The following is a 26,582-nucleotide window of genomic DNA, read 5'->3' as shown; positions in this document are numbered from 1 at the left end:
AAATTATTATAATTCCCTTATTTATTTTGTCTCAACTATGAGTAGGCGAGGATAATCTTTTGTTTCTAGATTCATAACCGCCAAATCACCTTTCTGTTTAGTAGAAACATCTGACAAATATTCATCTTGGAAAGGATCGTATATTTTAACTTTTAGTTCTTTTGAATCAAATCCTCTAATACTCACTGTATAGTTTTCTGCAATTAAGTCTTCTGCAATATCTCTGGTCATTACATAATAAGGAATGACAAATTTATTAGCGTTGACTTGATAAGGAAGAAAAGTAAATACCTCTCGGTTATAAAGATTGGGATGCTTCATTGAACCATCTCCTTTAAATTGATAATTGTTATGTTTTTCTTTGATTGAAACGACTTCCAACTCTTTAAGATCGATCAGATTTGGATCAAGATCATCTTTCATTTGCTCTACTATACGGCTAGTAGTTAACAAAGTTGGAGATACATATTTTTGATCGGATTGGGGATAATTTTCGCTACCCTGAGTAGCATATTGAGTAAAATTAGCCTGTACCACTCCATATCCCCTGTTATCGCTGTCACCCAGCACATTATAGAGATATACTCTTTCTGTCCCTTTGTTAAGATAAAAACAAAAGTAACGCATTGCTGCCTTTGCCTTTAGTACTAAAGCTTTAGTCTGATCTACATTAGAATCATCTTCTTCTGGATGAATATTAACCTCAGTCATCCAAATAGTCGTGGGTAATACCTTACCATCTACCACTCTAGCGTTGCGTCCATGAGTTGCTCCTCCAAATTCAACAGGAAATGGAGACATATCTCTAAGGATGGTTTCTGTCTGCAAAAAAGTAGCAAAGTATTCAGGAAACCAAATTGAATAAGTGGGAGTAAAATTAGTTTCGTTACCTAAAGCATCTAAAGCTTGGCTACCCTGATATTCTTGTTCGGGAAATTCTACACGACTTCTATAGGGATGTTTATTGATAGCTTTGATGCGAGATGGCATCTGTGAAGATGCGGGCCAAGGAGTTGTGTTAGAAAAACCATTGCTTACCTCTACCCCTGAAAAGTCTTGAGGATGTCTTTCAATATATTTGACGGTATCAACCACTATACTTTGCCAAATATCATTCTTTTTATATTTATAGATCTCTTCTTCATAGTATTCATTGATGTAGAGAAAATTTGATGCAAAAGAAAGCTCATTCCAGATCTCTAGGTCAAAACCTTTATCTTTGCTGTTAGTTGTTCCCAAAGTTTCTGTGACAAACTGAGTTACTGTCGCTACATATTTTTGCCATCCAGCTATAGTTTTTCGATAGTCTGCACTTTCTGGGTCAGCAAAAGGACGGTACTTCAGTGTGGCAATATCTATTGGTGTACCAACATTAATGAATTCAGGTATTGGTTTGGATAAAGTGATCCAATTTCCATTTACTTGAGTAATTAAAATCTCGGCAGCCCAAGGTTTATCAAGAACGTGGGATAAACCGCTGTAGTTAGGTACAATACCGTCGATATTGTCTAGTCTAATTTCTAGATCCCCCACATCAGCATTTCTAGATAGGGTTTTGCGAAATGTCTTCATTGGACAAGGCGCACCTTGATTAGCATTAAGCAAAATTAAAGGACGAATATTATGCTTTTGAAGAGCTAATAATTTTGGCGTAATTTCTTGGGTATTATCAATTTTGGTTTCGTCGTCATAATTAATATAGTTCCAATTGATTTCCACGCGAGCTTGTCTGACCCCATGACGAGCAACCATTTCTGCCACTAAATCTGGGTTGACATTAGTTTTTTCAAGATTAATATTAAAAACTACACCAATACCATCGATAAACTTTTGTGCGGGAATAGTTTCCATATAGGCTCTCCAAGGCTGTATCCAATGGGAATGATAGCCGAAGGGAATCTCTGTATAGTAGGCTGGATTAATATAGGAAGATATTACATTTACACCCCAAGAGGATGCGAAGTAGATTGTGATACTGGCAATAAAGCCTGTTAGAAAGCTATATTTGAGGACTTTTTTAACTCGGTCAAACTGAAAGCTTTGCAACCTCGGTTTTGTATAGTGCATATATAAAATTGAAAATGAGTTTAAAAAATTGAACAAATAGTTTGGAATAAAACTATTACAAATATATTTTTACCCAGTGAGTAAACTTATGAGTGTAGAGTGGATTTATTGATTGATCTTTATTATCTATACAGCTATAAACGATGGTTCGACGATAATTTATCGTTATGACTCAAAAAGAACATCTAGCCTAACTTAAATCGACTATACGATAAACGATAGATTTGCTTTTATATTTGCTTTACATAATATTTAAAGCTTGAATCTCCTTTAATAAGTAAGTAAATAGTGTCTAAATAGTAATCAGAATTTCATACATTATGGAATCCTATCTTCTTATGAATTAATTTAAGAGCAAAAGATATGTATTTTTTTGGTAGTAGTATTATTTGGAAAAAAAATGCTATCTTACTTTGCCTAATGCTTTCAAACATTAGGCAACTTACGCAAATTATCTTAAAACAACATTTAAAAGTTTATTAAGTAACATAGAATACAGATTTTAAACATGAATTTTAAACCTTGATTTAGGCAAATGTTTAGTCACTTTTTGTATACCAAAATTTACTATAAACGCGATCACACATAATAATTATTATGTATGATCAAAAAAGGCTATATCGGCATTAGTAGATTGACTTTTTTGAAAAAATTGCAGTTTTTAAGCGGCATAACAGTCTTCTAAGATTAAAAAAAACTTCTATTTTTTCACGAACAAGGTATTAAGCAAATGAAAAAGAGATTTTTAAATTCAATCAACTATTTTCGAGGTATTGCTATATTGATTATTGTTTTTGGTCACAGCTATGGCTTATCAGAAATTAATATAAATACTTTGTTTGACAGGGCTTTTTTCTCTTTAATGAAACATGGTAGCGTGTATTTCATATTCATTTCTGGCTTTTTATTAATGTCTTGGCTTGCTACTTATGAAGAGACAAATATTAAAGCTTTAAATCAGCTAGCTCAAAAAAGCTTTGCCATTTATTTTATTCATCCTATCTTGATGAGTTCAGGAAGGTGGATATTATTTAAAAATGATTTTTACTACGAAGGAAATTATTTCCTTTGGCTGACTGTAGGTTTTTGTTTGTTGTTGGGATCTATGGGAATAGCTCAGATTATAAAAAACATTTTCAAGAAAAACAGTCGCTACCTAATAGGATGGTGAAAATGCCCTTCTTCTGTCAGACTTCAAAAACTTTCATCATTTATAAAATAGAGAAGGATGTTGCCATCACTTCTCTATTCAGCTCAAATTTAAATCAATTTAGCTCGATTCAAAAGATAAAATTTTAGAAAATAAAACTGTCTGCTGTTATATCAGTAGCATTTACCCCTTGGAGAGTAATAAAGTCTGAGCTTGACGAAGTGAGATCACCATCAGGTTCGATTTTAATCACAGTATTAGAACCAGATTGAACAAACTCTAAATAGTTACCATAATCGCTACTACTGGCTGAAATCATTCGACTGACATCAATCAGATCGATTCCTGTTTGAAAATCAGTAATTAAATCTCCCCTGTCTTGAGAGCCATAGTAGATAAATACATCTGCACCCTGTCCACCAATCAGGCGATCTGCACTGTTTCCGCCACTAATAGTATCGTTACCACTTCCACCATTAAGAGTATCTTTGTTGTGGTTGCCATGTAGGATATCATTGCCTTGGCTGCCATTGAGGACATCGTTGCCATGTCTACCATATAAAATATCGTTACCATAAGCCCCATTGAGGGTATCATTGCCAACATTTCCACTAAGAAAATCATCATTTTGATTGCCATTGAGAACATCGTTGCCTTTTCCACCAACGAGGCTATCTTGACCAAATCCGCCCACTAAAGTGTCATCACCATAACCACCATTTAAAGTATCGTTATCAACACCTCCATTTATAAAATCATTATCTTGATTGCCGTTGAGTAAATCTTCGCCTTTCGCGCCAAAGAGAGTATCTTCGCCAAATTTGCCATTAATTACGTCATTATTGTCGTTACCGTTAAGAGTATCATTTCGGTTTGTACCGTTGATAATTTGCTCTCGGTCAACGTTTTCGACATCTTCATTTTGAAAAGTGGTTGAAAAAATTTCACGATCGCCATTGCTATCTATGCTATCTATTCCGGACCAAACTACAGTATTTCCAGAAATGCTTGGAGTTCGATCTTCAACATTATTGGTAGTAATTTGATAAATATCCTTAGTAGCTAGCTGGTAAGCAAAAATTTCGCGATCGCTTCCACTATCCGAACCTTCAAACCCATCCCAAACAATATAATCTGCCGAGATTTGTGGATTGGCATCATTGACTGTGTTGTTAGTTACCTTCGTAGTTATTCCTGAACCAAAATCGTAAAGAAAAATTTCATAGTCACCATCACTATCCATCCCAGACCAAACTAAGCGATTGCCAGAAATACTGGGATTTTGCTCGACGTTAGCATTGTCAGCGATTTGAACAGTTGTTCCCGAACCAATATCGGAGGTCAATACTTTGCCATCATCACTTAGCCAAACTGTACGATTACCAGCAATATCAGGTCTAAATTCATCCCCAGCATTATGGCTTAATTGAGTAGTTACTCCCGAATCAAGATTGTAGTTAAGTATTTCCTGGTTTGGAGTTCCTGTTGAACTAACATTTAGATTAGGTGAAAAAGTTACTTTTTCTTGACCTATAAAATCTCCTCCATTGGCTGTTGCCGAATCGATGGAACCAACATTTCCCCCATCGCGATCGCTATTTGCCATCAACATATAAGTTTGACCTTGAGGCAAAATATCCGCAGGATTAAAGCTAACGGACGTTTGATCATCAAGCTCGATCATGGCGTAAGGTTGGTCGGCAGTACTATCGGATCTATAAACCGCTAAACCAGTAGCATCACTGGGAATTCCTGATATCCGCACTACAGAATCATTACTCAAGCTAGAAAAATCCTCTCGATTGTGCCATACCCACATTTTGCGATCGCTTCCTTTGAGGATTAAGATACCGTTGTCGTGAGGATCGGTGTGAATAAAATCCATCCCTTGAGTTAGGGTCAAAGTTTCTTGTAATACTTGCCCTTTTTCGTTAGGCTGCCATACATAATTACCATTGCTGTCAAAGGAATAAGCATCTGCCAAACTAGTTTGCTTTTGAGGGTGACTACCAGTGATAGTATAAGGAGCAGAAAATAAACCTACTCGGTCATCAGCTCCCCCATTCCCCACTACAGATAGCTGATCCCAAAAAGCCGTCAAAAAACCGATACTGCGATCTTCATCAGTGCCTTCCCAGTTACGATAGTTAAATTCTCCTGCGATAAAATCTATATTTTTAGTAATTCCCCCTACTTCTTTGGCTCGTATAAAGTTTTTGCTGGGGGCAAAATCACTACTAAGGTCAATATTAGAATAATGAGGCTTGGCTTTAGAATCGTGATAGCTATGGAGGTTTAAAACCTGTAGAGTACCATCATTAAACAAAGGAGTTAGGGCTTCTAAGAAGTCGTCCGTTCGTTCAATTGACATGGGTGTTCCTCCCACACCAGGACTAGTGACCACATAGTCTGAATTGACTGAGTGTACCCCGTCAGCAAATTTTTCCACAGCAAATGCGACTTCTTGGGGAGAGTTCCCGCTTACCACATGATCTGGCTCATTAATAATACCGTAGGCTTCCACGCGATCGCCAAAATAGTCTGCATAGGTGCGACCAACTTGATACCAGTCAAAATCGTCAATAGAACCACCATCTAAATCAGTTCTATATTCTAAGTAGAGATAAATACTGACATCTTTACTGTTAGCATAGTCTACGATGGAATCGAAGTTTTGAGGAGAAAGAGAACCAAACGAGTTCCATTGCTTAGGTCCACCACTAGCCCTGCCCCAAGAAATATCTAAATCGTGAGCAAGATTAATTGCAGCAGTATTAGAAGTTAGTTTTTTGACATCTCCAGCATTACCTAGATGAATTCCTACATACGAACCTGGATCTCGATCTGTATCTAGAGAACTTCCTCCAAAACCCTCATACCTATTTTCCGAGTTTACGTAACCTTGCCAAATTATCTTATTTCCCGAAATTTGAGGTTGAAGATCGTTGTAGTCATTAGTGGTAATTTGAGTCGTATTACCTGAACTAATGTTATAGGAAAAAATCTCATAATTGTTATCCCTCCAGCCCGACCAGACTATATTGTTTCCTGATATCTGGGGGTTTATGTCATTTGTAGAATTAGTGGTAATTTGCTTAGTTGTTTGAGAGCTTAAATCACGAAGAAATATTTCTTGATTTCCATTAATCTCACTTTGCCAAACTAGATAATCTCCTGATAACTGAGGTACTAAATCTTGATGTAAATTGTTAGTTATTTTGTTGCTTGAAAAATTAGCCATAATAAAATTTTGGGTTTTAAAAACCGAACAATAAAGTTTGCGTATTGTTTGTGTATTGTTTTCGTAAACTTAAAGTTCCCACTTCAGACAAAAAAATTACTACAACGCAAAAATAACATCCAAAATACGGGTAACAAGCTAGATGTCTTGGTTCAGCTTACACTTCCTCGAACAGATAACTAGGTAGCATCTAGCAGAGGTTTACACACTTTTAAATTACAAAGTGGTCTATATATCAGTACTTTCAGTATCTAAAGTCATGGCATGATTAATTATCATGAAATCGACAAATATATTGATCAAAATTGCTTTTGAGCAGCAGTTTTTAATCAGGTCTTCGTAAAAACCATCAAACAAAGTTTTAATGCAATGGTGTATTCAAGATAGATTGATGAGAAACACAATTTCAGATCAAGATTTTCCGACTACCAATGTCAACAACAACAGTATTATTCAAGTACCCTCAAGACTTACTATCCTAGAGTCAATTGCCTTTGGCAGTTTTTGCTGCGAGTTGATTGATAATACCCACACAGACAGTAAATTAATCTTAAATTTAAGTAATACCAGTTTTATCGACAGTAGCGGTGTAGGAGCGTTAGTAAGAATTTATAAAGTGGCTTCCAAACACAATCATCAACTAGTGTTACAGAAGCCAAGACCATCGGTAGTTAGAGTTTTAGAAATATCAGGTTTGATCGATATATTTCAGATTCAACCAATCGCAGTACCTGCTGATATAAAACAAGTGTTATCCCATCCCTCTGTTAATTCTGAGCTTAAACGCTTAATAGATGTAATGGGAGCAATTGTTGGCTTGGCGATCTCCGCAATTATTTTTATTCCTATCGTAATCGCCATTAAAATTGATTCTCCTGGTCCAATATTTTTTAGTCAAACCCGTTGTGGTTGGTTGGGTGGAAAATTCAGGATGTGGAAATTTCGCTCTATGTGTACAAACGCAGAAACTATGAGAGCAAAAATTCCTAATCAGGCTCAGGGAGCTTTTTTCAAGAATGATTCCGATCCTAGAGTCACTAGGGTAGGAAAATTTCTCCGTCGTACTAGCTTGGATGAATTACCTCAATTTTGGAATGTATTAAAAGGAGAGATGAGTTTAGTAGGAACTCGCCCTCCAACTCCAGAGGAAATGGATCAATATCAAATTCTGGCTTGGCAAAGATTGAATGTTAAACCAGGAATGACAGGAGAATGGCAGGTTAACGGGCGATCTCAAGTTCGTGATTTTGAAGATGTTGTCCAGTTAGACTTGAACTATCAAAAAAATTGGAGCTTATCATACGATATCAAAATAATTTTGAAAACGATTATGGTTGTTTTTAATAAAAACAGTGGAGCAGTGTAGCTAAATATACCTTCGAATTACTTTTAGTTCTTTTGATCTCTAGTTTTATTCTTGTAGTGATGTAGAATCATTAATGTAAGCGCGTAAAAAGAGCCTTATATTACAAACTGAAAAATCAAGTAATAGTATTATGTACTTAATTTATGCTTCTATTAGTTACTAATACTAGTCTTACAGGAAGTCTTACAAGAAAGTATCTCAATTTAAATGATGGTTAGAAACAGTCTTGATTTACAACAGGCTATTAGTTTAGTAGATCGCAAAATAAATCCCAAGCATCTTAATCGAGTACAAGAAATAATCTTAGTTAAATCTTTAGAAGGACAAACATACTCACAAATTGCTATTGAGTACAACTATGGCATGGAGTATATTAAGACATCTGGCTCTGAATTGTGGAAATTATTGTCTCAAGCTTTCGGACAGCAGGTTAACAAAAGCAACTGTAATAGTTTTATTAGAAGGCAAATTTCTGAATTTGCTGTTAACACATTTTCTCAGAACAAACGAGCCGAAATCATTAAAGACAGACAAGATAAGGTCAGTGTTGAGAATGTCCAAAAAAAAAGTAGTATTTCTCTGATAGCTCCTGAGATATCTGATTTTCAAGGAAGAGATAGAGAGTTATCCCTAATTGAAAAATGGAGTAATAGCTCAGACTGCCGTTTTGTTTTGATGACAGGAATGATTGGCTGTGGAAAAACGACATTAGCAATAAAAGCAGCAGAAATACTCCAAAATAAATTTCATCGTGTTATTTACTTGTCGATGAGTAATAGCTTCAATTTGAAAAATTCAATCAAGTTTTGTTTACAAAGTTTAGACCCTAATTTAGAAATTAGTTCAGATATTAATAAGCTATTAATAGATCTAACACTATATTTAAAAAAATATCGCTGTTTGATTGTCTTAGATGACCTAGATTCAATTGTTGAATTCAAACAAATGGCATCTTATTATCGTTCTGGATGTGAAAAACACGCTCAGTTTTTACGTTGTCTGATTACAGCAAATCATCAAAGCTTAGTTATTGCTAGTAGCCGTAATACTATCAAGCAATTGAGCTACTATAGCAGCAAACAAGTAAAAACTTTGCATCTAAGAGGCATGAAGCCAGAAAACCTTTGGTCTATATTAAAATCTGAAATTACTACGGATATTTCTCAAGATGTCTGGAATAAAATATGCAGATACTATCAATATAACCCAGAACTAATGAAGATTTTAGCGAGCAATTTGGAATATTTGCCAGTATCAGATGCTAATATTTACCATAAATATGTACCTTATATTGAGGAGATAGATCTGATAATTGAAGAAGAGTTGAATTCTTTGGATGAAATTAGTAAAGAAGTAATTTACTGGTTATCTTTTAGTTTAGATAATTCAACTCTAGATAAATTGTTTCAAAAAATCAATCACCATCAAAACAAGATTTTACAGGTAATTAGCTTTTTAAAAAAACACTCTTTGATAGCAGAAGAAAATAACAGTTACGCTTTAATTCCTATGTTTAAAGACTACATTCAACGTTACTTAGTTAACGCTGCCAAACAGGCGGGTGATTCGTCCTAGTATGGGTAAGTAATAAATAATTCAACAATTGACAATGAACAATGTTACGTACCCTTGCACGAAAACTATTAGCTTCCCTTCCGATTAGGAATTAGCCCTAAAGCATTAGCTCTGTGTCGGACGAGGAAAATATTGGCGATCGCTGTATACAGTTTTCCCAGTCTCCAAGTCCCCAATCTACAATGACTAATCAGTGCGTAACACCAGTTAATCATTGTTCCAATACAAAGCACCGACAAGATCGATAATGCGATCGCGTAGCAAATAATCGTGTCTTTCTAATTCTCCTTCAATTACATTCCAATATTGTGCTGGTAAATATTCGTACAAAATTCTTAATGGCTGATCTAGGGAAATAAGTCCAATTTCCAATAAATTGAGGGCTTCTTCTCGAATTGTACTTATAGAATAACGTTGAATCGATTGGGTGGATATCATAAGAAGTACTTCCCTAATGATGAGATTTAAGGTTGGATGACGATCTATAATCGAATCTGAACTTAGGACAATTAGATCGTTAATTATCTGTATTGAGGATGACTAAGTCTCAATTGTTAAATACACTACTGATTTAGCAAGACTAAATTGATAAAATTAAGTGCTTTTACTGAGACATACTCAATAATATGTCTTTTAAAAACTTTTTGCTACTATTTACTACCATTAGATGTTATAGTTACCTGACATTTAAAAACTGTTCTACCTTGGGTACATTCACCCAAGCTTTATCCCGAGCAGATTTATGGGTCATGTCCATCAGCAACTGTGAATAAACTCCTTCTTTAAGAGAGGGAACGAGGGACTCGCCTTTATCAATTGATGCTACAAGACGATCTACCACTCGAATAAAAGGTGCTAGCCTGCCGTCGGTAAAGACCTGACTAAAATCGTATTTTTTGGGTATGGATACCCTTTTTAAAGTCTTTCCTGCGGGGGCTGCAAACAATTCAAATCCGTGGACATAATCTTTTAAATTACTACTGCCTAGGACTAATGTTCCTTTTTCTCCATATATTTCTACCCAATGCCCTCTTCCAGCATAGGTAACTGAACTAATAGATAGTTGTACGGGAGTACCATCTTCTAGTTCCATCATAACCAAACAAGTGTCATCTGCATCTACGGGCTTCATTATGCCTTCGTCATTATGGTCTGGGCGTTCGGGTATGGCACAATTAAGATAGCCAGACAAGCGATTTACCGAACCAAATAGCCAGCTAATATAATCAAAAGCGTGAGAAGCCACTGCACCTAATGCACCACCGCCAGCTTCCGCTTGAGAATACCAATTCCAATCTCGTTTAGGATTAGCGCGACTTGTCACCAACCAATCAATTTTAATTAATCTTTTCTTGCCGACATAATCATCTTTGAGATGTTCGGCTAATAATTGCCAAGCGGGTACATAGCGAAATTCAAAATCGGCGATCGCAACTACTCCTTGTTCTGTTGCTAGGTGATATAGTTCTCTAACCTGGGCAGCATTCATTGCCATAGGTTTTTCTAGCAAGAGATGTTTTTTTGCTTCTAAAACTTTTTTCGCCATCTCGTAGTGCAAAAACGGTGGAGTAGAGATACTAACTGCATCTACTTCAGTCAGCGACAAGATTTTATCGAGATCGCTGTAGGCATAATAGATTTTATTCTCGTCGGCAATTTGTTTGGCTTTATTAAGATCTCGATTGTGTACGGCTACTACTTCAGTGCGGGGATGGTGTTGAAACCCAGGAATGTGTATTTTCTGTCCAAATCCCGTACCAACTACAGCTACGCCAATCTGATTAGTAGATGCCATCTTAATTTTTTATTTTTGCTTCTATTCTTCCAAAATTATTTTATACGCTCGGTGTCTATATGCTGGCGATCGTTTATTATTTTTTTCTTTGAAAAGAAATATAAATCTAGTTTTTCAAGTATTCTCCGTAAAAATTCACTATAAGCATTAGCATTTGTAAGGGATACAAATTACTCTCCAGCAGAGTTATCAATATAGTGAACAGCATGAGATTATTATTAGTTTCCACTCCCATTGGAACTCTGGGAAGTGGCAGTGGCGGGGGAATTGAATTTACCATCACCAATGTAGCGCAGGAAATGCAACGTCGAGGACATCAAGTCACAATTCTTGCTCCAGATGGTTCGACGTTAGCTGGGATAGAAATGATAACTGTGCCAGGAAAAGGACAAATTTCTGTCCAAAATCAATACGAAGATGCTCCTATTACTTTGCCAGTTAACTCTGTCTTGGCAAACCTCTGGCAAAAGGCGAGGGAAATACAGCACAATTATGACGCTGTGGTTAACTATGCCTATGACTGGTTGCCGTTTTACTTGACACCATTTTTTCAGACGATTCTCTTACACCATGTCAGCATGAGTTTTGTGACTCATAGTATAGATCGCGCTCTGGCATCAATTGCTCAAAAATATCCAGAGCGACTAAAATTTGGGAGTTTTGCTCAAGCGCAAACTTTTTCATTTGATACGAGTTATTGTCCTGTGATCTATCATGGCTTGCCCGTAGACCAATATAACTTTTCTGCAACCCCCAAAAAATATTTGCTCTGGCTTGGTCGCATTGCCCCAGAAAAAGCCTTAGAAGATGGGGTTAGAGTAGCTCAGATGACGGGTATTCCCCTAAGAATTTTTGGTAAGTTAGAAGATAGGGAATATTGGGAAAACATTCAACAAAACTTTCCCGATGCACCCATTGAGTATGGAGGGTTTTTAGACAATAAAGCAGATTTACAACAAGTGATTGGTGAAAGCATGGCATTACTCATGACTGCTCGCTGGGTCGAAGCTTTTGGTAATGTGGTGATTGAAAGTCTTGCCTGTGGAACTCCTGTAATTACTTACGATCGCGGAGGTCCAGGGGAAATTATTACGGACGGGGAGACTGGTTTTGTCGTTAAACCTGATAGTGTCGTTGCTCTAGTTGAAGCTGTCAATCGTATAGCGGAAATAGATCGACTTTGTTGTCGTCGGGTGGTTGAGGAAAAATTCAGTTTGGAGGCGATGGGCGATCGCCTCGAACAATGGCTTACTTCAGCGATCGCCTAATTCTATCCAAACTACTCTCGAACTTTTTTGTTTGGGTATCGATCAAAATAAAGAATAATTGAAGATAGACCAAAATTATAAACTTGTAATTATTAAGATTAACGAATGATTGATTCTCAGGATATAAAGCAATATTTACAGCAATTTTTTTCAGAGGAAATTAATTCTCTCATCACCAATCAAAATGAAATTATTGCTAACCAAAACGATCTTGTTGCCAATCATTATTTAGCTCCCCTATCTACTTCTTATCTTCCTTGGACTAAATCTGCCATGCGTCCTAGTGGATTAGTTGCTGTTTTAAATGAAATTACTATTAATCAACGCAAGTGTATCGTGGAATGTGGCGCAGGAATTTCCACTTTTTATATTGCTAGATTATTAAGGGAAAAAGGCGGGCATTTACATACCATAGAGCATGACCAACAATGGTGTGAATTACTCAAACAAGAGCTATCCCAAGAAAATTTGTCCGAGTATGTATCTGTTATCTTTGCACCCCTGAGTTCCAGCGACATAAAAATAGACCGAGAAAATACTGATTGGTACAATTTATCAACCTTGAAAGCACAATTATCTTCGCTAAAAATAGACCTTCTAATTGTCGATGGACCTCCAGCTTATGAAATCGAAAAACAGCTTTCTAGGTATCCCGCCCTGCCCTTTTTATCAACCTATTTTGCTGAAGACTATGGGATTATTTTAGATGATATTAATCGACCTGGAGAGCAAGAAATTCTTAAGGCTTGGGAACAGCAACTAGGAATTGTCTTTGAACGACGTTTATCCCAAGGCAATATTGCGATCGCAAGATCCAAGCCATCTTTAATAATTTAGGACGTGCGATCAATGAACACCTGGCGATACATACCCCCGATAGAAGCATCAGGAGAGATGCAAATGGCGATCGATCGCTTTTTGTTAGAACAACATCGCCAGGGGAAATCTCCGCCGATAATTCGCTTCTATACCTGGCTACCTGCTGCGATTTCTTTGGGATACCATCAAAAAGATTTTCCCTCAGCTTGGAAGGATCTAATCTGGCAAGGAAAACCTTTAGATATTATACGTCGTCCCACAGGGGGGAGGGCGGTATTGCATCAAGGGGATTTAACCTATGCAGTAGTAATGTCTATTCCTCCTGGTAAGAGATTGGAAGTATACAAGCAAATCTGTCAGTTTTTGATTGAGGGGTGGCGATCGCTTGGCGTAGATTTGGAATATGGTATTGCTACCAAGGAATATATCCGCCACGATAACTGTTTTGCTACCGCTACGGGTTCGGATTTGGTGACAGCAGCAGGAAATAAGGTAATTGGCAGCGCGCAACTACGTCGAGGAAAAGTCGTATTGCAACACGGATCGATGATCCTCGATCCAGATCCGCAAAATTATCAACAAATCTTTGGCACTCCTTTAGAGGAAAAATTATTAACTAATATTAAGCAAAAAGGCGATTATGGCAAGCATTCTAGTGAAATAGAATGCTCTAGAGATAAAATAATACATAACTTAATTACAGCAGCGATCTCGACTTTTAAGATTGATATAGTGAAACAATCTTTATCAACCGAGGAATGGCAAGATATTGCTAGCGATCTCTCGTCGTTGAGATACTAAAATTATTAAAGTTAATTAAACCATTCAGATATTATGAGCATAGTTAGTCAAGTTATCCTCAAAGCGGATGACGAACTACGCTACCCCAGTAGCGGAGAACTAGAAGGCATTAAAAACTTTTTAACCACTGGCGAAAGGCGTATGCGTATCGCTGAAACTCTAGCCAATAACGAAAAGAAAATCGTCGATAAAGCTGGGAAGGATTTGTTCAAGCAGCATCCAGAATATCGTTCTATTGGAGGTAATGCTTACGGACAAAAAGAATATAATCAGTGTTTGAGAGATTTTGGCTGGTATCTACGTCTCGTTACTTATGGTGTAATGGCGGGAGATAAAGGTCCAATGGAACAATCTGGTTTAATTGGAGTTAAAGAAATGTACAACTCCCTGGAAGTACCCGTACCAGGAATGATTGATGCTATTCGTTGCTTGAAAAAAGCAGCCATCGATCTTTTGGGTAAAGAAGATGCTCAAGAAGCCAGTCTTTATTTTGATTACATTATTCAAAATATGTCTTAGATAAAAATCTATCTAAGTCTTGGGATAACCATGCTAGTCATGGCTGGTGTTTGTGTGGGTAATCGATTCGTCGATAATAAGCGATCGATTACCTATTATTATTTTTAATCGGTTAACAATCGGCAGTTAAAGAACCATAATTAATTATCGATCGTTGATCATTAGTCATGGCTTGGTTCAGAAAATTTCCTGGTATTTCTCTGTTTTTGTTACTGTTAACTTATGGCGTGGAAGGATGGCTGTATGGTGCTTGGGCGACTAAGTTATTAGAACAAGGGGATTTATACATCCAATTCGTCGAAAAAACTCGCTTTGGTATTTTGTATGGTATCGCCGTTGCGATTATTTTGTTTTGCGTAATTATTTTTACTTCGCCTATTTCTTTAATTGCAATTAGTATAGATAACTGGCTAAAATCCGATACGAGAGCCTTTTTGTCAATTTTCCTAGGAGCTTTTGCCTTTACTCTAATCGTGCAGAAAGTAGACTATTTTGCTAGATTTATAGTGTTCGTCGCCTCCGCATTATTATTAAAATTAGATTTACAGCTAATCGGTTTTAATCGTTGGCTTTGCTCTTTGATTCTGACGATATTTTGTTGGTTGGGATTTACGGGAGGTATACTAGCGTTCTATATGTGGAGTTAATCTAAGCTGATGAGCAAAAAGAAGAAAAACAAAACTAAAACCAAAACCCTAGTCAGAGTTGCGACACTAGTCATGGGTTTGGGATTTGCTGGTTCTACCTTGGCGATCGCTTTGAGTAGTGCCTTTAGCCAAAGTAATTATACCGCTTCGGAGTCAGAACAGTCTGGTGATGCTCCCTCGATCGAATCACAAATTCAGATGCGGGTGAGTGGTTATGAAAAAGTCTTAGAAAGAGAACCTCAAAATATTACCGCACTTGAGGGATTAGCCCAAATACATCTACAAACTAACAATACAGCTAAAGCAATTCCTGTTTTAGAAAAGATGGTGAAATATTATCCCGAAAGACAAGAATTTGCTGGTATTTTGCAGTTAATCAAACAACAGGAAACCAGTCAACAAACCGAGCCAGAACAACCCCAAGAACAACCATAGTTTATTGATAATAAGTTAAGCAAAGTCTTGCAATAGAAAGAGAGCCAAGGATTTTGTCGTGTTTTCCTCGACTCTCAAATTTTGTTCCCTCCTCACACGCCCGCAATCGTAACCAAGGCAATTTATTTTGTCAATATGAGTAATTCGATCAAATTAAATTTACTTTATTCCCAATTAACTATTGAGTAAATAGCCAAATTATTCAGTTTTTTATAAACTTTAGGGAGATTTCGATGGGCGATCGCCGATAGGTGGGAAACAACATTTAGCTATTCCAAATTCATTCCCAATTGGGAATAGTATTCATGCTCGATTGTGGGGCTGTAACAAATTAGTAATATCTGGTCCTGTAGGAATAATCCCCCCTGGATTCAGAGGAAACAAGTTGCCATAATAATCTCTCTTCACACTTTCGAGATCGCAAGTAGCAGCAACTCCTGGTAATTGATACAAGTCTTTCAGGTAAGCCCCTAAATAATTGTAATCCCTAATACGACGGCGATTGCATTTGAACAAGCCATAGTAAACAATATCAAAGCGAAATAGGGTGGTAAACAAACGTATATCTGCCAAGGTAAGGCGATCGCCACAAAGATAACGATTAGTTGCCAATACCCCATCTATTTCATCGAGGGTAGCAAATAATTCCTCGCTGGCTCTTTCGTAAGCTAATTGAGTTTGAGCAAAACCGCAACGATAAACCCCGTTATTAACGGTATGATAAATTTTCTCGTTCCAGTAATCGATTTTCTCCTTTAAAGCAGGAGGATAAAGCTCTAAGTCGGGGTATTGAGCATATTCATTAAACTCTCCATTGAGTATTTCAATAATTTCGGCACTTTCATTATTAACAATAGTATTAGTCTCTTCGTCCCACAAAATTGGTACGGTAGAACGACCTTGATAGCCCGATTGCCCCAATTGATATAATTCTGGTACAGTGCTACAGCCCAACTCAGCCTCGGATAAAACCCACATTCCCCCATCAGAATCGGGATAGACGGTTGATACGGAGATCGCCTTTTCTAGCCCTTTCAATACCCTAGTAACCAAGGTACGATGCGCCCAAGGACATCCCATCCCGACATACAAACGATAGCGATTTGCAGCGGGTTGATAGATATTATCTGGATTTTTGTTAATCGAATTTCTAAACTGGCTTTCAGGACGAATATACTCCCCTGTTTTATTGCGGGGTGCAAGCTGAGACATCATGATTTGCCACATGGTAGTCCAGACAAACTTGCCCAATTTAATAATTATTTTTCCAGGGAGAGACTTATTTTTTGCCATGAATATTTATCTTGCACGGGGTTCTTAAATCTTAGTTAAAAACGCCAGAGTGTAATAAGAACTATTATTAAATTCAAATTCGTCAATAATCTGCAAGTTAAGTTTTCTGGTATGGGCTGCAAGGGATCGCTGATTGAGTCGATTGATAAAAGTTATGCCGACAGGAAAGAGATCGACTAGATGAGAACGCATTATTTCAAATAAATCGGGTAGGGCGTTACTACCCCTGAGAGATTTTTCGATACATATTGGACCATACTCAAATGTATTGTGGACTGTTATTTCTGTTCCCTCAAATTGTAGTTGGGGGAAGCGAGAAACCATATAGGGAAAGATTGCCCATTGAGAAAAATAATCCCAATCAGCAGCAAAAACATAACCAGCGATCTTATTATTGTTTTCCACTACAAAAACACCTTTTTTGGCGATCGCAGTCTTAACTTGAGCATCTGTAATCGGAGTAGTTACAAATCCTTCTGCTAATTCTGCGACAGACAAATTTGTCAATAAATTGATTGATTGCAGTTGCAAGATTCCATCAACGTCAGATTCAGTCGCCAATCTTGTAATCATCGAGCAAGACAAAATAAGAAACAGCAACACTAAGCATACAATTAATCTAAAGCAATCAATCCGCCCTTAAGGAAACGCCAACTAAATCCAGCCAAATGAAGCAAAAATTAGAACAGGGTCAAACAGTCGAACTCGAAATAATTGACCTCAATACTAGCGGTGACGGGGTAGGAAGACACGAAGGAAGAGTCGTTTTTGTTCCCAATACAGTAACGGGCGATCGCATCAATGCCAAGATAATTCAGTCTAAAGCCAAATTTGCGCGGGGGAAAGTCGAGCAGCTATTAACCCCATCTCCTTACCGCATACGTCCCCAATGTATTGTGGCAGATAAATGCGGTGGCTGTCAGTGGCAGCACATCGAGCCAGATTATCAACGAAAAGCCAAACGCCAGCAGGTGATTCAAGCTTTTGAGCGTATTGGTGGTTTTGCCGACATCAAAGTACAGCCCATTTTACACACCCCCGATGTACTTAATTATCGTAACAAGTCTACCTATCCTTTAGGGAGATCCGCTACGGGACAAGTTCAAGCAGGCTACTATCGACAAAGCAGTCACAAATTAGTTAATCTCAATCAATGTCCTGTACAAGACGAGCGTTTACATCCCCTTTTAAAAGAGGTCAAGCAAGATATTCAGCAAAGAGGATGGTCAATTTATGATGAAAGCAACCATCGGGGAAAATTACGCCATCTCTCCTTAAGAATTGGTAGCCATACGGGAGAAATGCTACTTACTTTAGTCACAACCAGCGAGAAATTAGCGGGAATAGAAGAACAAGCGCAACTATGGTTAGATAAATATCCCGAATTAGTGGGAGTGTGTCTCAATCTCAACCCAAATCGCACCAATGCTATTTTAGGAGAAATCACTTATACCGTAGCGGGAAAGCCTTATTTGAGAGAAAAATTTGCAGGGGTTAAACTGCACATTGCAGCGGATACTTTTTTTCAAGTTAACACTAATGCAGCAGAACTTTTGCTAAGTGCGATCGTCGAACAATTGAATTTAACAGGAAATGAATCGATCATTGATGCCTATTGTGGTATTGGTACATTTAGCTTGCCCTTGGCTAAAAAAGTAAAGCAAGTAGCAGGAATAGAAATTAATCCCACTTCCATCAAACAAGCTCAAAATAATGCTGCTCTCAACAACATCACCAATACTAGTTTTTATACGGGAAAAGTCAAAGATTGTATCGAGCTTATTTCTTTTAAACCCGATATATTATTGCTCGATCCTCCTCGCAAAGGATGCGCTCCCCAAGTAATCGAAACAGTCCTCAAAATACAACCATCTTGCATCGTTTACATCAGTTGTAAACCAGCAACTTTAGCCAGAGATATTAAATTAATTTGCCAATCAAATACATATCAATCTCAATACATTCAACCTACTGATTTCTTTCCCCAAACTACTCATGTAGAAACTTATGTAATTTTACGCAAATGCTAATTGAGGTATTCAATCATTCTCATATTATTTCGTAAAGTTTAGTATAATTGGGGTGATGCTAGGTATATGTAATTTTGAAATACTCTAAGAAAAGCACTATGGTTGTATCTTCTGGATTGATTAATAAGCTTGTAGAGTCATCTTAGAAAAGAGGTTGTCAACATAAAAAATCTTAGCTGTTGATAAATAACAATTTTGTTCGATATATAAGACTGAGCGAATGAATTTATCCAGCCAAAAATTCTAAATATTCAACCTAGAGGTATATATTAGTGATTGCCATCCCTATCCCTTGGAGTAGAAGCAAATGGAGTACCATGAGTTTTACTTCAACCCTTTATCTCTGTCCCGTTCTCGATTTGCTATTAGTTAGCGTACCGACCGAATGGCAAACAGAAGTAAGATTAGGATTACAGGAAGCTTTAGTGAACGCTGCCAAGCATGGTAACAAACTAGATCCTAGTAAAACTATTATTGTCAGATTTACGGTTACAACCAAAGAATATTCTTGGGTAATTGTCGATCAAGGGAACGGTTTTATCGAAAAAAATAGCTGTAGGGCTAAATGCGATCGCTTTGACGAATTACTGCCAAACGACGAATCAGAAAATGGTCGAGGCTTGTCAATTTTGCATCATGTATTTGACTACGTTCATTGGAATCGAGATGGAACGCAATTGACTCTATCTAAAGAGTTCGCGGATATTAAAGAGAAAGAACCCGCTATTTACTAAAAAAAATCAAAAATATTATTTTAGTTCGATCTGGTCTTAATTATTTAAACCATAGTTAACAAAGTTTGCTATACTAATTAACGCACTGCGATGGTGTAATGCGCTTAAGTAGTCTGGACTATCTAAGACAGAGCAAACAAGTGTGGCGACATAGCCAAGTGGTAAGGCCGTGGATTGCAAATCCATTATCCCCCAGTTCGAATCTGGGTGTCGCCTTGGATGATCTATATATAATCTATACAATGATGTTTATCGGGAGTTCAAATAGGGTCTCGGATAAACTGGCTTAGGTGCTGGTGCTTGGGTAGGAACAAGCTGCATTTTAGGCATACTGGCAATAGCATAATAAAGCTGTTCGGCTACCTTTTGATTGGCTGCTTCATTAAGATGAATTGGATCGATAAAGCTAGGAGAGGGATATTTATCCGTGAGCTTGTATAAGTCTACCGCTTTCATATTTTTGGGGAAAGCTTTGGCTAGTTGCTGAGTAGCTTGAATCAATACAGGATAGCTATCTCTAACCTGCTGAATATAACTTCTACCTAAGTCTGTGGCAATTTTGCCTTCACTATCAGTTAATTGACTGGGATTTCGTCCCGTAATTTCTGGCTGTATTGCTACTACCAATGGCGCACGCGCTGCTGCACTCAAACTCAAAATTTGTTTGTGGCGATCTATGTAGCGACCGACTCTTTTTTGCAGTTCGTCCTTATTTGGAGGTAAATATTTAATTAGATTGGATGTTGGTTCATTGAGAATAAAGTTTTGTTTTTCATCGCCTTCGCCATTTTTTAGCCAACGATCTTGAGCAATTTGGGCTAAATAACTTTTATTTTCAATCGGTTCAATAAATTGGCCGACATAGTCAACAAAGCTAGTCGGTTTGTTTTGCCTATCTAAATCGATTTGAGGGGCTTGAACCGCTTCTTGCTCGCTATCTAGCATCAAATCTTCGTAACCATCTAGAACAACGATTAAATCTGGCTTATATTGAAGAATTTGCAAAGCTAGTTGGGCTAGTTCGTTACCAGAGGTGTAACCAGGGACGCTAGCATTGATTATGCGATAGTTCCCAGGCTTTATTTTGGCAGGTTTGGCTAAATATTTTTGTTTTTCTACTTTATCAAATGGCAGCACATCGGGCTTATATAGTTCGGGAGAAGCTTTTTGTTGTTGGAGACGCTTTTGTAGGCGTTGTTCTAAGTATTCGCTGATAGTCGTGGCGTTACTGGGGCTACCATAGCCAAATGCAGTTGAACCCCCTAGTAAGAAGACTCTGATCTCATCTTTAGGTTTGGCAAGAGAAATCGGATCGCGATCGCGAAATCCCTCCGCATTAATCGACCAATGTTCGCTATTTTGATTGCCCAATAACTGATAACCTACAGCTAAACTGGGTTTGGCTTTGAGGCTAGTGTTATCAGATTTTGGATCGAGATCGCCATTCTGACCGACAAATTGTAATTTATAGGCTTGGGTAAGATCGGACTTGGTATTTGCTCTAGCAAATTGACTTCTATTGCCCGTCAGGTCAACAAATATACGAGTCAGGAGTTCTAAGACTAATAGCACTAGCACCAAAGATGCGATCGCCGAAAATATAGAGAAGCGAGGGCGCGATCTTTTTCGACTAGTAAAAATTCTACGTTCTCTAGTTTTGGACTTAAACATAAAATTATTTTCCAATTAATTTTTGTGGGCTAAGGATAAAAATAACTACAAATATATAAGTTTTAGCAATAATTTTAGGTGATCGTACTGCCAATTGGCGGGTTTGTTTTGTTGACTCTGTGGTAAATTGACGACATGAATATTATGCAGGAGAACTAAACTAATTAAGAGGATTCGAGAGTATATATATCTGGCAAATTTGTAGCATCTACTTTAGTTTTGTGAGATATTTGTTTCACAATTAGGTAAGATCGGCAATCTATGAAGTATTTATTAGTTTTTAGTTATTCATGACCTATAAATTATTGTTTGTATGTTTGGGCAATATTTGTCGTTCTCCATCAGCCGAAAATATTATGAACTATTTGATAGCTGAAGCTGGTTTGACAGATAAAATTGTCTGTGATTCGGCGGGAACTTCGGGATATCATGTCGGTGCATCTCCAGATCGTCGCATGAATGCTGCTGCACTCAAGGGGGGAATCGAGCTACAAGGGAAATCTCGTAAATTAACTCCTGGGGATTTACAGCAATTTGACCTGATCTTAGCTATGGATCGCGAAAATTACCAGGATATTTTGTATTTAGATCGAGAGGGAAAATATGAAGACAAAGTTTATTTGATGTGTGATTTTGCTACCAATAAAACCGACAAAGAAGTCCCTGATCCTTATTATGGAGGTGCTGATGGTTTTGATTATGTCATCGATTTACTATTAGATGCTTGTGCAGGTTTATTAGACAAAGTAGTTAATTCCAAAGCATATCAAGCCAAAATATAACTCGAAAAACCAGATTTGCCGAGCATTGTTTTTGTAGTTAGATAGAAACGAAATGAATCGATTTAATTTAAAAGTTTTTAAAAAGTTTTGGTCTTTAGCAAAGCTCTATTGGTTGGGCAATGAAAAGAAAGGAGCGTTATCTCTTTTAGCCTTATTATTTATTTTACTAATTGCTTATACTCAATTAAGTGTTTTGTTGTTGCAGCAACAAGGGAATATTATTTCTTCCCTTTCGGCAAAAGATGTCGATCGATTCTGGACTACTGTGAGAATTTTTCTGGCAATTTTAGTTATCTATGTTCCTTTATTTGCAGGTTTTCTTTATGTTCAAGGAATACTGGGCAACTATTGGCGTAGATCGTTAACCCATCACATTATCGATCGCTATTTTAATAATCGAGCTTTCTATAAATTAGGAAATTTCAATAGTGATATTGATAACCCAGACCAACGGATTGCCGAAGATGTAAAGGGTTTTACTGTAGAATCTCTAAGTTTTTTACTATCGTTAATTAGCTCCGTTTTTCAAGTAGCAGCTTTTAGCGTAGTGTTATGGAGAATTTCGAGTAATTTAGTTTATTTGTTGATTGTTTATTCTTTAGCAGGAACAATTGTTGTAGTTGGAGTATACGGCAGAAAATTAGTCGGAATTAACTTCGATCAAATAAAAAAAGAAGCTGATTTTAGATTTGGTTTAGTCCGCATCAGAGAAAATTCAGAATCGATCGCTTTTTATCAAGGAGAAAGTCAAGAAACTCAAAGCCTACGCTATAAATTTAGTGAAGTATTTAAAAACTTCAACTTATTAGTTATTTGGCAAGAAATGTATTTGGGTTTATTTACCAATGCTTACGATTTCTTTCCTTATATTTTGCCCGCTATTGTGATTGCGCCGAGCGTTCTTTCTGGAGAGTTAGAAGTAGGAAAAGTAACCGAAGCTGGAGGAGCTTTTGCTAGGGTATTTGCCTCTTTAAACTTTATCGTAAATCGATTTCAATCTTTAACTGCTTTTGCTGCTAGTGTCGATCGCTTGTCTGTCTTTGAAGACTATTTAGAAAATCCTAAAATAGCTCTCGATAAAGACATTTTAGAATGTCCTACGATCAGCACCATTCAACAAGATAAAATAGCTCTCAAAAAAGTTACTTTACAAACTCCCAACTATCAGCGAACCTTAGTTAAAGACTTGTCCGTCGAACTGCCATCTGGTCAAGGTTTATTAATCATGGGTGCTAGTGGATGCGGAAAAAGTTCCTTACTCAGAGCGATCGCTGGGCTGTGGAATTCTGGAACAGGGGCGATTTATCGTCCAGATCTATCAAAAATGCTGTTTCTACCCCAAAAACCCTATATGATTTTGGGTACTTTACGCAGTCAACTGGCATATCCTAATGACGATCTTGATATTCCCGATCTCGAACTCGCTAGCGCGCTCAAAGCAGTAAATTTACCCGATCTAATCGAGCGTCATGGTGGTTTAAATGTGGAAAAGGATTGGGATGATGTTTTGTCTTTAGGAGAACAACAAAGATTGGCATTTGCCAGAATTTTGATTAACAAACCTAATTATGTAATTTTAGATGAAGCAACTAGTGCTTTAGATATTAAAAATGAGGCTAGTTTATATCAACATTTAGTTAAAAATAATACTACTTTTGTTAGTGTAGGTCATCGTCGTAGTTTGATTGAATACCATCAATATATCTTAGAAATTGAAGATAAAGAAAGCTGGAAATTAAGTCAATGTTAAAGATATTATGACTAACTAACGGGACTTTGACAAAAAATAAGGTTCAAAAAGGGGTGAAAGCCTGATATATCAATAGTTTAACCTCAAACTAGATGCAGTTTGGTCTATTCCCCTTGAGGAAAACGCTGCCATAAATCCGTTCCCTGTCTCAAACTTTGATAATCTCCATTGCCTAAAATCAAATGATCCAACAGCGGAATATCCAAATATTGCGAACCTTGTAATAATTGCTCTGTTAAATTAATATCTTCAGGGGAAGGTTCTAAGTTACCCGATGGATGATTGTGGGCAATAATTAATTTAGTTGCTCCTTGGCGTATTATTTCTCGAAAAATCTCGCGGGGATGAATCAGGGTTTCTGTCGCCGTACCGATAGTGAGAATTTTAGTAGCCAACAAGCAATTTTTGACATCCAACATCAAGACGGCAAAACGCTCTTGACTTTGCCACATGAGGTCGTTGGTCAAAACTGCTGCGGCGGAGGTAGGACTATCTACTGCAACTTTTTCATTGGGTCTAAATTTAAAAGTACGCTTACCCAATTCTACTGCTGCAATAATCGTAGCTGCTTTGGCAGGGCCAATACCAGGAATTTTCATCAATTCACGGGGATGAACTTCTCTCAAGACATCTAAAGGCGCGCGTCTATATGCACCTAGTTCTTTTAAGATATGTTGGGCTAAGCCAATTGCCGATAAATTTCCCCTAGTTTGTCCCGTACTAATCAAAATAGCTAGTAATTCAGCCTCAGATAGATTTTTTGCTCCCATTGCCATCAACCTTTCCCGAGGACGTTCGCTAGGAGGTAAATCAGCTATTCTCAGGCTATAAGTCATGAATACAAGTTTTGAAAAATAATTTTGTAACACAACTATAACTTAAAACAGTTAATCTTAAGTATTAGTCTAAATCTTTGACTAATTCTACGGCATCCCTACCATCGATTTCATTAAAATAAACCTTTACTTTTTCTTCCGTTGCGGTGGGTAATTGTTTCCCCGTGAAATCTGGATGGATAGGCAATTCACGATGTCCTCGATCTACTAAGACAGCCAATCTAATTAGTTCTGGTCTACCATATTCAGTAACCGCATTTAAGGCAGCGCGTATAGTGCGACCTTTATAAATAACATCATCAACTAAGATGACGGTTTTGCCCGTAAGATCGAGGGGTATTTTGGTTTTAGCGGGAATGCGAGTCCGAATTTTATCTAGATCGTCGCGATAAAAAGTCACGTCGATCGCGCCGACAGCCACAGCAGTCTCTTCTAATATTTCTATCTGTGTCGCCAATAGATCGGCTAGAGGGACACCTTTGGTATGAATACCCAATAAGACTATTTGTGATAAATCTCCCGATCTTTCGACAATTTGAGAAGCCAAACGGTTGATAGTACGGCGGATCTCTTCAGCAGACAGTATGGTAACTACTTGGGCTGGCATTTTTAACGGCGAGCGACAAACACTTGCTATGGTATTTATGGGTTAATTATATAGTCCCTTTGTTTGCTAGGTGTGGAATTGATGTCAGATAGACCCCAACAAGTAGTTATCAACTCGCCTTTAGATATGCACCTCCATTTCCGCGAGGGTGCAATGGCGCAAACCGTAATTCCTTTAAGCTCTTATTCTTTTGCAGGAGGGGTTATTATGCCTAATTTAGTCCCTGCGGTCAATAATCTAGAGCGTTTGACAGGATATCTACAGGAAATCAAGTCGATTGTGGGAGATGATGTTTTTCAGCCATATATGACTGTCTTTTTTAAGGATTATAGCTATGAAGAACTCGAACAGTTTAAGCCTCATATTTTAGGTATTAAGCTTTATCCTGCGGGGGTAACTACTAATAGCGAAGATGGTGTAGCAGCACTTGATCGCGTGGAAACCACGATTAAATATATGGAAGAGTTAGAAATTCCTCTTTTAGTACACGGAGAAACTCATGGTTTTGTCTTAGATCGGGAAAAATTATTTTTGCCAATTTTTGAACATCTAGCAAACAAATTTCCTCGTCTCAAAATTATCATGGAGCATATTACCACGGCAGAAGCGGTAGCCCTACTAGATAGATATGAAAATATCTTCGCTACGGTAACTTTACACCATCTGATAATTACTTTAGATGACCTTGCAGGGGGATTACTCAGACCTCATTTATTCTGCAAACCTATTGCCAAACGACCCGAAGATAGGGAAGCTTTATTAAAAGCTGCGATCGCTGCCCATCCTAAATTAATGTTTGGTAGCGACTCCGCCCCCCACCCTATCGATAAAAAAGAAGCCTGTGGTTGTGCTGCGGGAATTTTTACGGCTCCCATCGCCCTGGCAGCTTTAGCAGAATTGTTTGCCAAGCATAATGCACTAGATCGCCTACAGGCATTTGTTTCTGATAATGCACAAAAAATATACGATATAATTCCACCGCAAAAATTTATCACACTAGAATCCATACCTTTTAAAGTTCCTGCAACCTATGGCGATGTTGTTCCCATGTTTGCCGAGCGAGAAATTAGTTGGTCGATTACTAAATTATTTTAACGTGAGTTCGGGATAGGCTCAAAACATTCAGATAGATCCCATAACAATTAAGTACTTATGCAAAATTAATTGTATATTTTGTTCCAAAATTAATTAAAATA

The 26,582-nt window shown here is 37.4% G+C and carries 23 protein-coding genes and 1 tRNA gene; 15 read left to right on the top strand and 9 right to left on the bottom strand.

Annotation, left to right across the window (positions count from 1 at the left end; all coding sequences use genetic code 11):
• Window positions 1-21 precede the first annotated feature (21 nt).
• On the bottom strand, window positions 22-2,067 hold the full coding sequence (locus tag I4641_RS11750) for a hypothetical protein (RefSeq protein WP_229640718.1): 2,046 nt from the start codon (window positions 2,065-2,067) through the stop codon (window positions 22-24).
• A gap of 730 nt (window positions 2,068-2,797) precedes the next feature.
• On the opposite strand from I4641_RS11750, the gene I4641_RS11745 reads away from it, so the two are divergent.
• Window positions 2,798-3,238: a hypothetical protein gene (locus I4641_RS11745; protein ID WP_229640717.1), complete on the top strand. Its 441-nt coding sequence runs from the start codon at window positions 2,798-2,800 to the stop codon at window positions 3,236-3,238.
• Window positions 3,239-3,362: 124 nt separating this feature from the next.
• On the opposite strand, the gene I4641_RS11740 is transcribed toward I4641_RS11745, so the two are convergent.
• Window positions 3,363-6,458, bottom strand: coding sequence for a type I secretion C-terminal target domain-containing protein (locus I4641_RS11740; protein WP_229640716.1), 3,096 nt, complete (start codon window positions 6,456-6,458; stop codon window positions 3,363-3,365).
• Window positions 6,459-6,849: 391 nt separating this feature from the next.
• Here I4641_RS11740 and I4641_RS11735 point away from each other — a divergent pair, with 391 nt between their 5' ends.
• Complete coding sequence (locus tag I4641_RS11735) at window positions 6,850-7,824, top strand: anti-sigma factor antagonist (protein ID WP_229640715.1); 975 nt, start codon at window positions 6,850-6,852, stop codon at window positions 7,822-7,824.
• A 207-nt stretch (window positions 7,825-8,031) separates the two neighbouring features.
• Window positions 8,032-9,399 (top strand): helix-turn-helix domain-containing protein, encoded by a 1,368-nt coding sequence (locus I4641_RS11730; RefSeq protein WP_229640714.1) that lies wholly within the window; start codon window positions 8,032-8,034, stop codon window positions 9,397-9,399.
• Window positions 9,400-9,606: 207 nt separating this feature from the next.
• Here the strand turns inward: I4641_RS11730 and I4641_RS11725 are convergent, their stop codons facing one another.
• Both I4641_RS11725 and I4641_RS11720 read right to left on the bottom strand, forming a co-directional pair.
• Window positions 9,607-9,837 (bottom strand): DUF4327 family protein, encoded by a 231-nt coding sequence (locus tag I4641_RS11725; RefSeq protein ID WP_229640713.1) that lies wholly within the window; start codon window positions 9,835-9,837, stop codon window positions 9,607-9,609.
• A 238-nt stretch (window positions 9,838-10,075) separates the two neighbouring features.
• Window positions 10,076-11,194 (bottom strand): Gfo/Idh/MocA family protein, encoded by a 1,119-nt coding sequence (locus I4641_RS11720; RefSeq protein WP_229640712.1) that lies wholly within the window; start codon window positions 11,192-11,194, stop codon window positions 10,076-10,078.
• Window positions 11,195-11,400: 206 nt separating this feature from the next.
• Between I4641_RS11720 and I4641_RS11715 the strand changes: the two genes are divergently transcribed.
• The 6 genes from I4641_RS11715 to I4641_RS11690 all read left to right on the top strand — a co-directional run bounded on the left by I4641_RS11715 (window position 11,401) and on the right by I4641_RS11690 (window position 15,683).
• Window positions 11,401-12,462 (top strand): glycosyltransferase family 4 protein, encoded by a 1,062-nt coding sequence (locus I4641_RS11715; RefSeq protein ID WP_229640711.1) that lies wholly within the window; start codon window positions 11,401-11,403, stop codon window positions 12,460-12,462.
• Window positions 12,463-12,567: 105 nt separating this feature from the next.
• Window positions 12,568-13,299: a class I SAM-dependent methyltransferase gene (locus tag I4641_RS11710; RefSeq protein WP_229640710.1), complete on the top strand. Its 732-nt coding sequence runs from the start codon at window positions 12,568-12,570 to the stop codon at window positions 13,297-13,299.
• Window positions 13,300-13,311: 12 nt separating this feature from the next.
• Window positions 13,312-14,082 (top strand): lipoate--protein ligase family protein, encoded by a 771-nt coding sequence (locus I4641_RS11705; RefSeq protein ID WP_229640709.1) that lies wholly within the window; start codon window positions 13,312-13,314, stop codon window positions 14,080-14,082.
• A gap of 33 nt (window positions 14,083-14,115) precedes the next feature.
• Entirely contained in the window at window positions 14,116-14,601 is a 486-nt protein-coding gene (locus I4641_RS11700) for an allophycocyanin subunit alpha-B (RefSeq protein WP_229640708.1), read from the top strand.
• Window positions 14,602-14,768: 167 nt separating this feature from the next.
• Window positions 14,769-15,248: a hypothetical protein gene (locus I4641_RS11695; protein WP_229640707.1), complete on the top strand. Its 480-nt coding sequence runs from the start codon at window positions 14,769-14,771 to the stop codon at window positions 15,246-15,248.
• A gap of 9 nt (window positions 15,249-15,257) precedes the next feature.
• On the top strand, window positions 15,258-15,683 hold the full coding sequence (locus I4641_RS11690; RefSeq protein ID WP_229640706.1) for a tetratricopeptide repeat protein: 426 nt from the start codon (window positions 15,258-15,260) through the stop codon (window positions 15,681-15,683).
• Window positions 15,684-15,986: 303 nt separating this feature from the next.
• Here the strand turns inward: I4641_RS11690 and I4641_RS11685 are convergent, their stop codons facing one another.
• Both I4641_RS11685 and I4641_RS11680 read right to left on the bottom strand, forming a co-directional pair.
• Entirely contained in the window at window positions 15,987-16,976 is a 990-nt protein-coding gene (locus tag I4641_RS11685) for a glutathione S-transferase family protein (protein ID WP_229640705.1), read from the bottom strand.
• Window positions 16,977-17,000: 24 nt separating this feature from the next.
• Entirely contained in the window at window positions 17,001-17,549 is a 549-nt protein-coding gene (locus I4641_RS11680) for a GNAT family N-acetyltransferase (RefSeq protein ID WP_229640704.1), read from the bottom strand.
• A 95-nt stretch (window positions 17,550-17,644) separates the two neighbouring features.
• Between I4641_RS11680 and rlmD the strand changes: the two genes are divergently transcribed.
• The 3 genes from rlmD to I4641_RS11665 all read left to right on the top strand — a co-directional run bounded on the left by rlmD (window position 17,645) and on the right by I4641_RS11665 (window position 19,956).
• Window positions 17,645-19,006, top strand: a complete 1,362-nt coding sequence (gene rlmD, locus I4641_RS11675) for a 23S rRNA (uracil(1939)-C(5))-methyltransferase RlmD (RefSeq protein WP_229640703.1) — start codon at window positions 17,645-17,647, stop codon at window positions 19,004-19,006.
• A gap of 272 nt (window positions 19,007-19,278) precedes the next feature.
• Entirely contained in the window at window positions 19,279-19,740 is a 462-nt protein-coding gene (locus I4641_RS11670) for an ATP-binding protein (RefSeq protein ID WP_229640702.1), read from the top strand.
• Window positions 19,741-19,884: 144 nt separating this feature from the next.
• Window positions 19,885-19,956 (top strand) — tRNA-Cys (locus tag I4641_RS11665).
• A 33-nt stretch (window positions 19,957-19,989) separates the two neighbouring features.
• On the opposite strand, the gene I4641_RS11660 is transcribed toward I4641_RS11665, so the two are convergent.
• On the bottom strand, window positions 19,990-21,411 hold the full coding sequence (locus I4641_RS11660) for an SGNH/GDSL hydrolase family protein (protein ID WP_229640701.1): 1,422 nt from the start codon (window positions 21,409-21,411) through the stop codon (window positions 19,990-19,992).
• Window positions 21,412-21,701: 290 nt separating this feature from the next.
• Between I4641_RS11660 and I4641_RS11655 the strand changes: the two genes are divergently transcribed.
• Together I4641_RS11655 and I4641_RS11650 are read left to right on the top strand one after the other, a co-directional pair.
• Complete coding sequence (locus I4641_RS11655; RefSeq protein ID WP_229640700.1) at window positions 21,702-22,193, top strand: low molecular weight protein-tyrosine-phosphatase; 492 nt, start codon at window positions 21,702-21,704, stop codon at window positions 22,191-22,193.
• A gap of 52 nt (window positions 22,194-22,245) precedes the next feature.
• Window positions 22,246-23,943 carry an ABC transporter ATP-binding protein/permease gene (locus tag I4641_RS11650; protein WP_229640699.1) on the top strand — a complete coding sequence of 566 codons (1,698 nt, stop codon included), beginning with the start codon at window positions 22,246-22,248 and terminating at the stop codon, window positions 23,941-23,943.
• A gap of 104 nt (window positions 23,944-24,047) precedes the next feature.
• Here the strand turns inward: I4641_RS11650 and radC are convergent, their stop codons facing one another.
• Both radC and pyrR read right to left on the bottom strand, forming a co-directional pair.
• Window positions 24,048-24,779 (bottom strand): RadC family protein, encoded by a 732-nt coding sequence (gene radC, locus I4641_RS11645; protein ID WP_229640698.1) that lies wholly within the window; start codon window positions 24,777-24,779, stop codon window positions 24,048-24,050.
• A 64-nt stretch (window positions 24,780-24,843) separates the two neighbouring features.
• Window positions 24,844-25,386 (bottom strand): bifunctional pyr operon transcriptional regulator/uracil phosphoribosyltransferase PyrR, encoded by a 543-nt coding sequence (gene pyrR / locus I4641_RS11640; RefSeq protein ID WP_229640697.1) that lies wholly within the window; start codon window positions 25,384-25,386, stop codon window positions 24,844-24,846.
• Window positions 25,387-25,467: 81 nt separating this feature from the next.
• Between pyrR and pyrC the strand changes: the two genes are divergently transcribed.
• On the top strand, window positions 25,468-26,481 hold the full coding sequence (pyrC, locus tag I4641_RS11635) for a dihydroorotase (RefSeq protein WP_229640696.1): 1,014 nt from the start codon (window positions 25,468-25,470) through the stop codon (window positions 26,479-26,481).
• The last annotated feature ends 101 nt before the right edge of the window (window positions 26,482-26,582 follow it).

This window comes from Waterburya agarophytonicola KI4 (genome assembly GCF_020640915.1).
Lineage (GTDB): Bacteria > Cyanobacteriota > Cyanobacteriia > Cyanobacteriales > Xenococcaceae > Waterburya > Waterburya agarophytonicola.
Note: the sequence above shows the minus strand (reverse complement) of the source record. Positions and strands in the feature narration are given on the sequence as shown.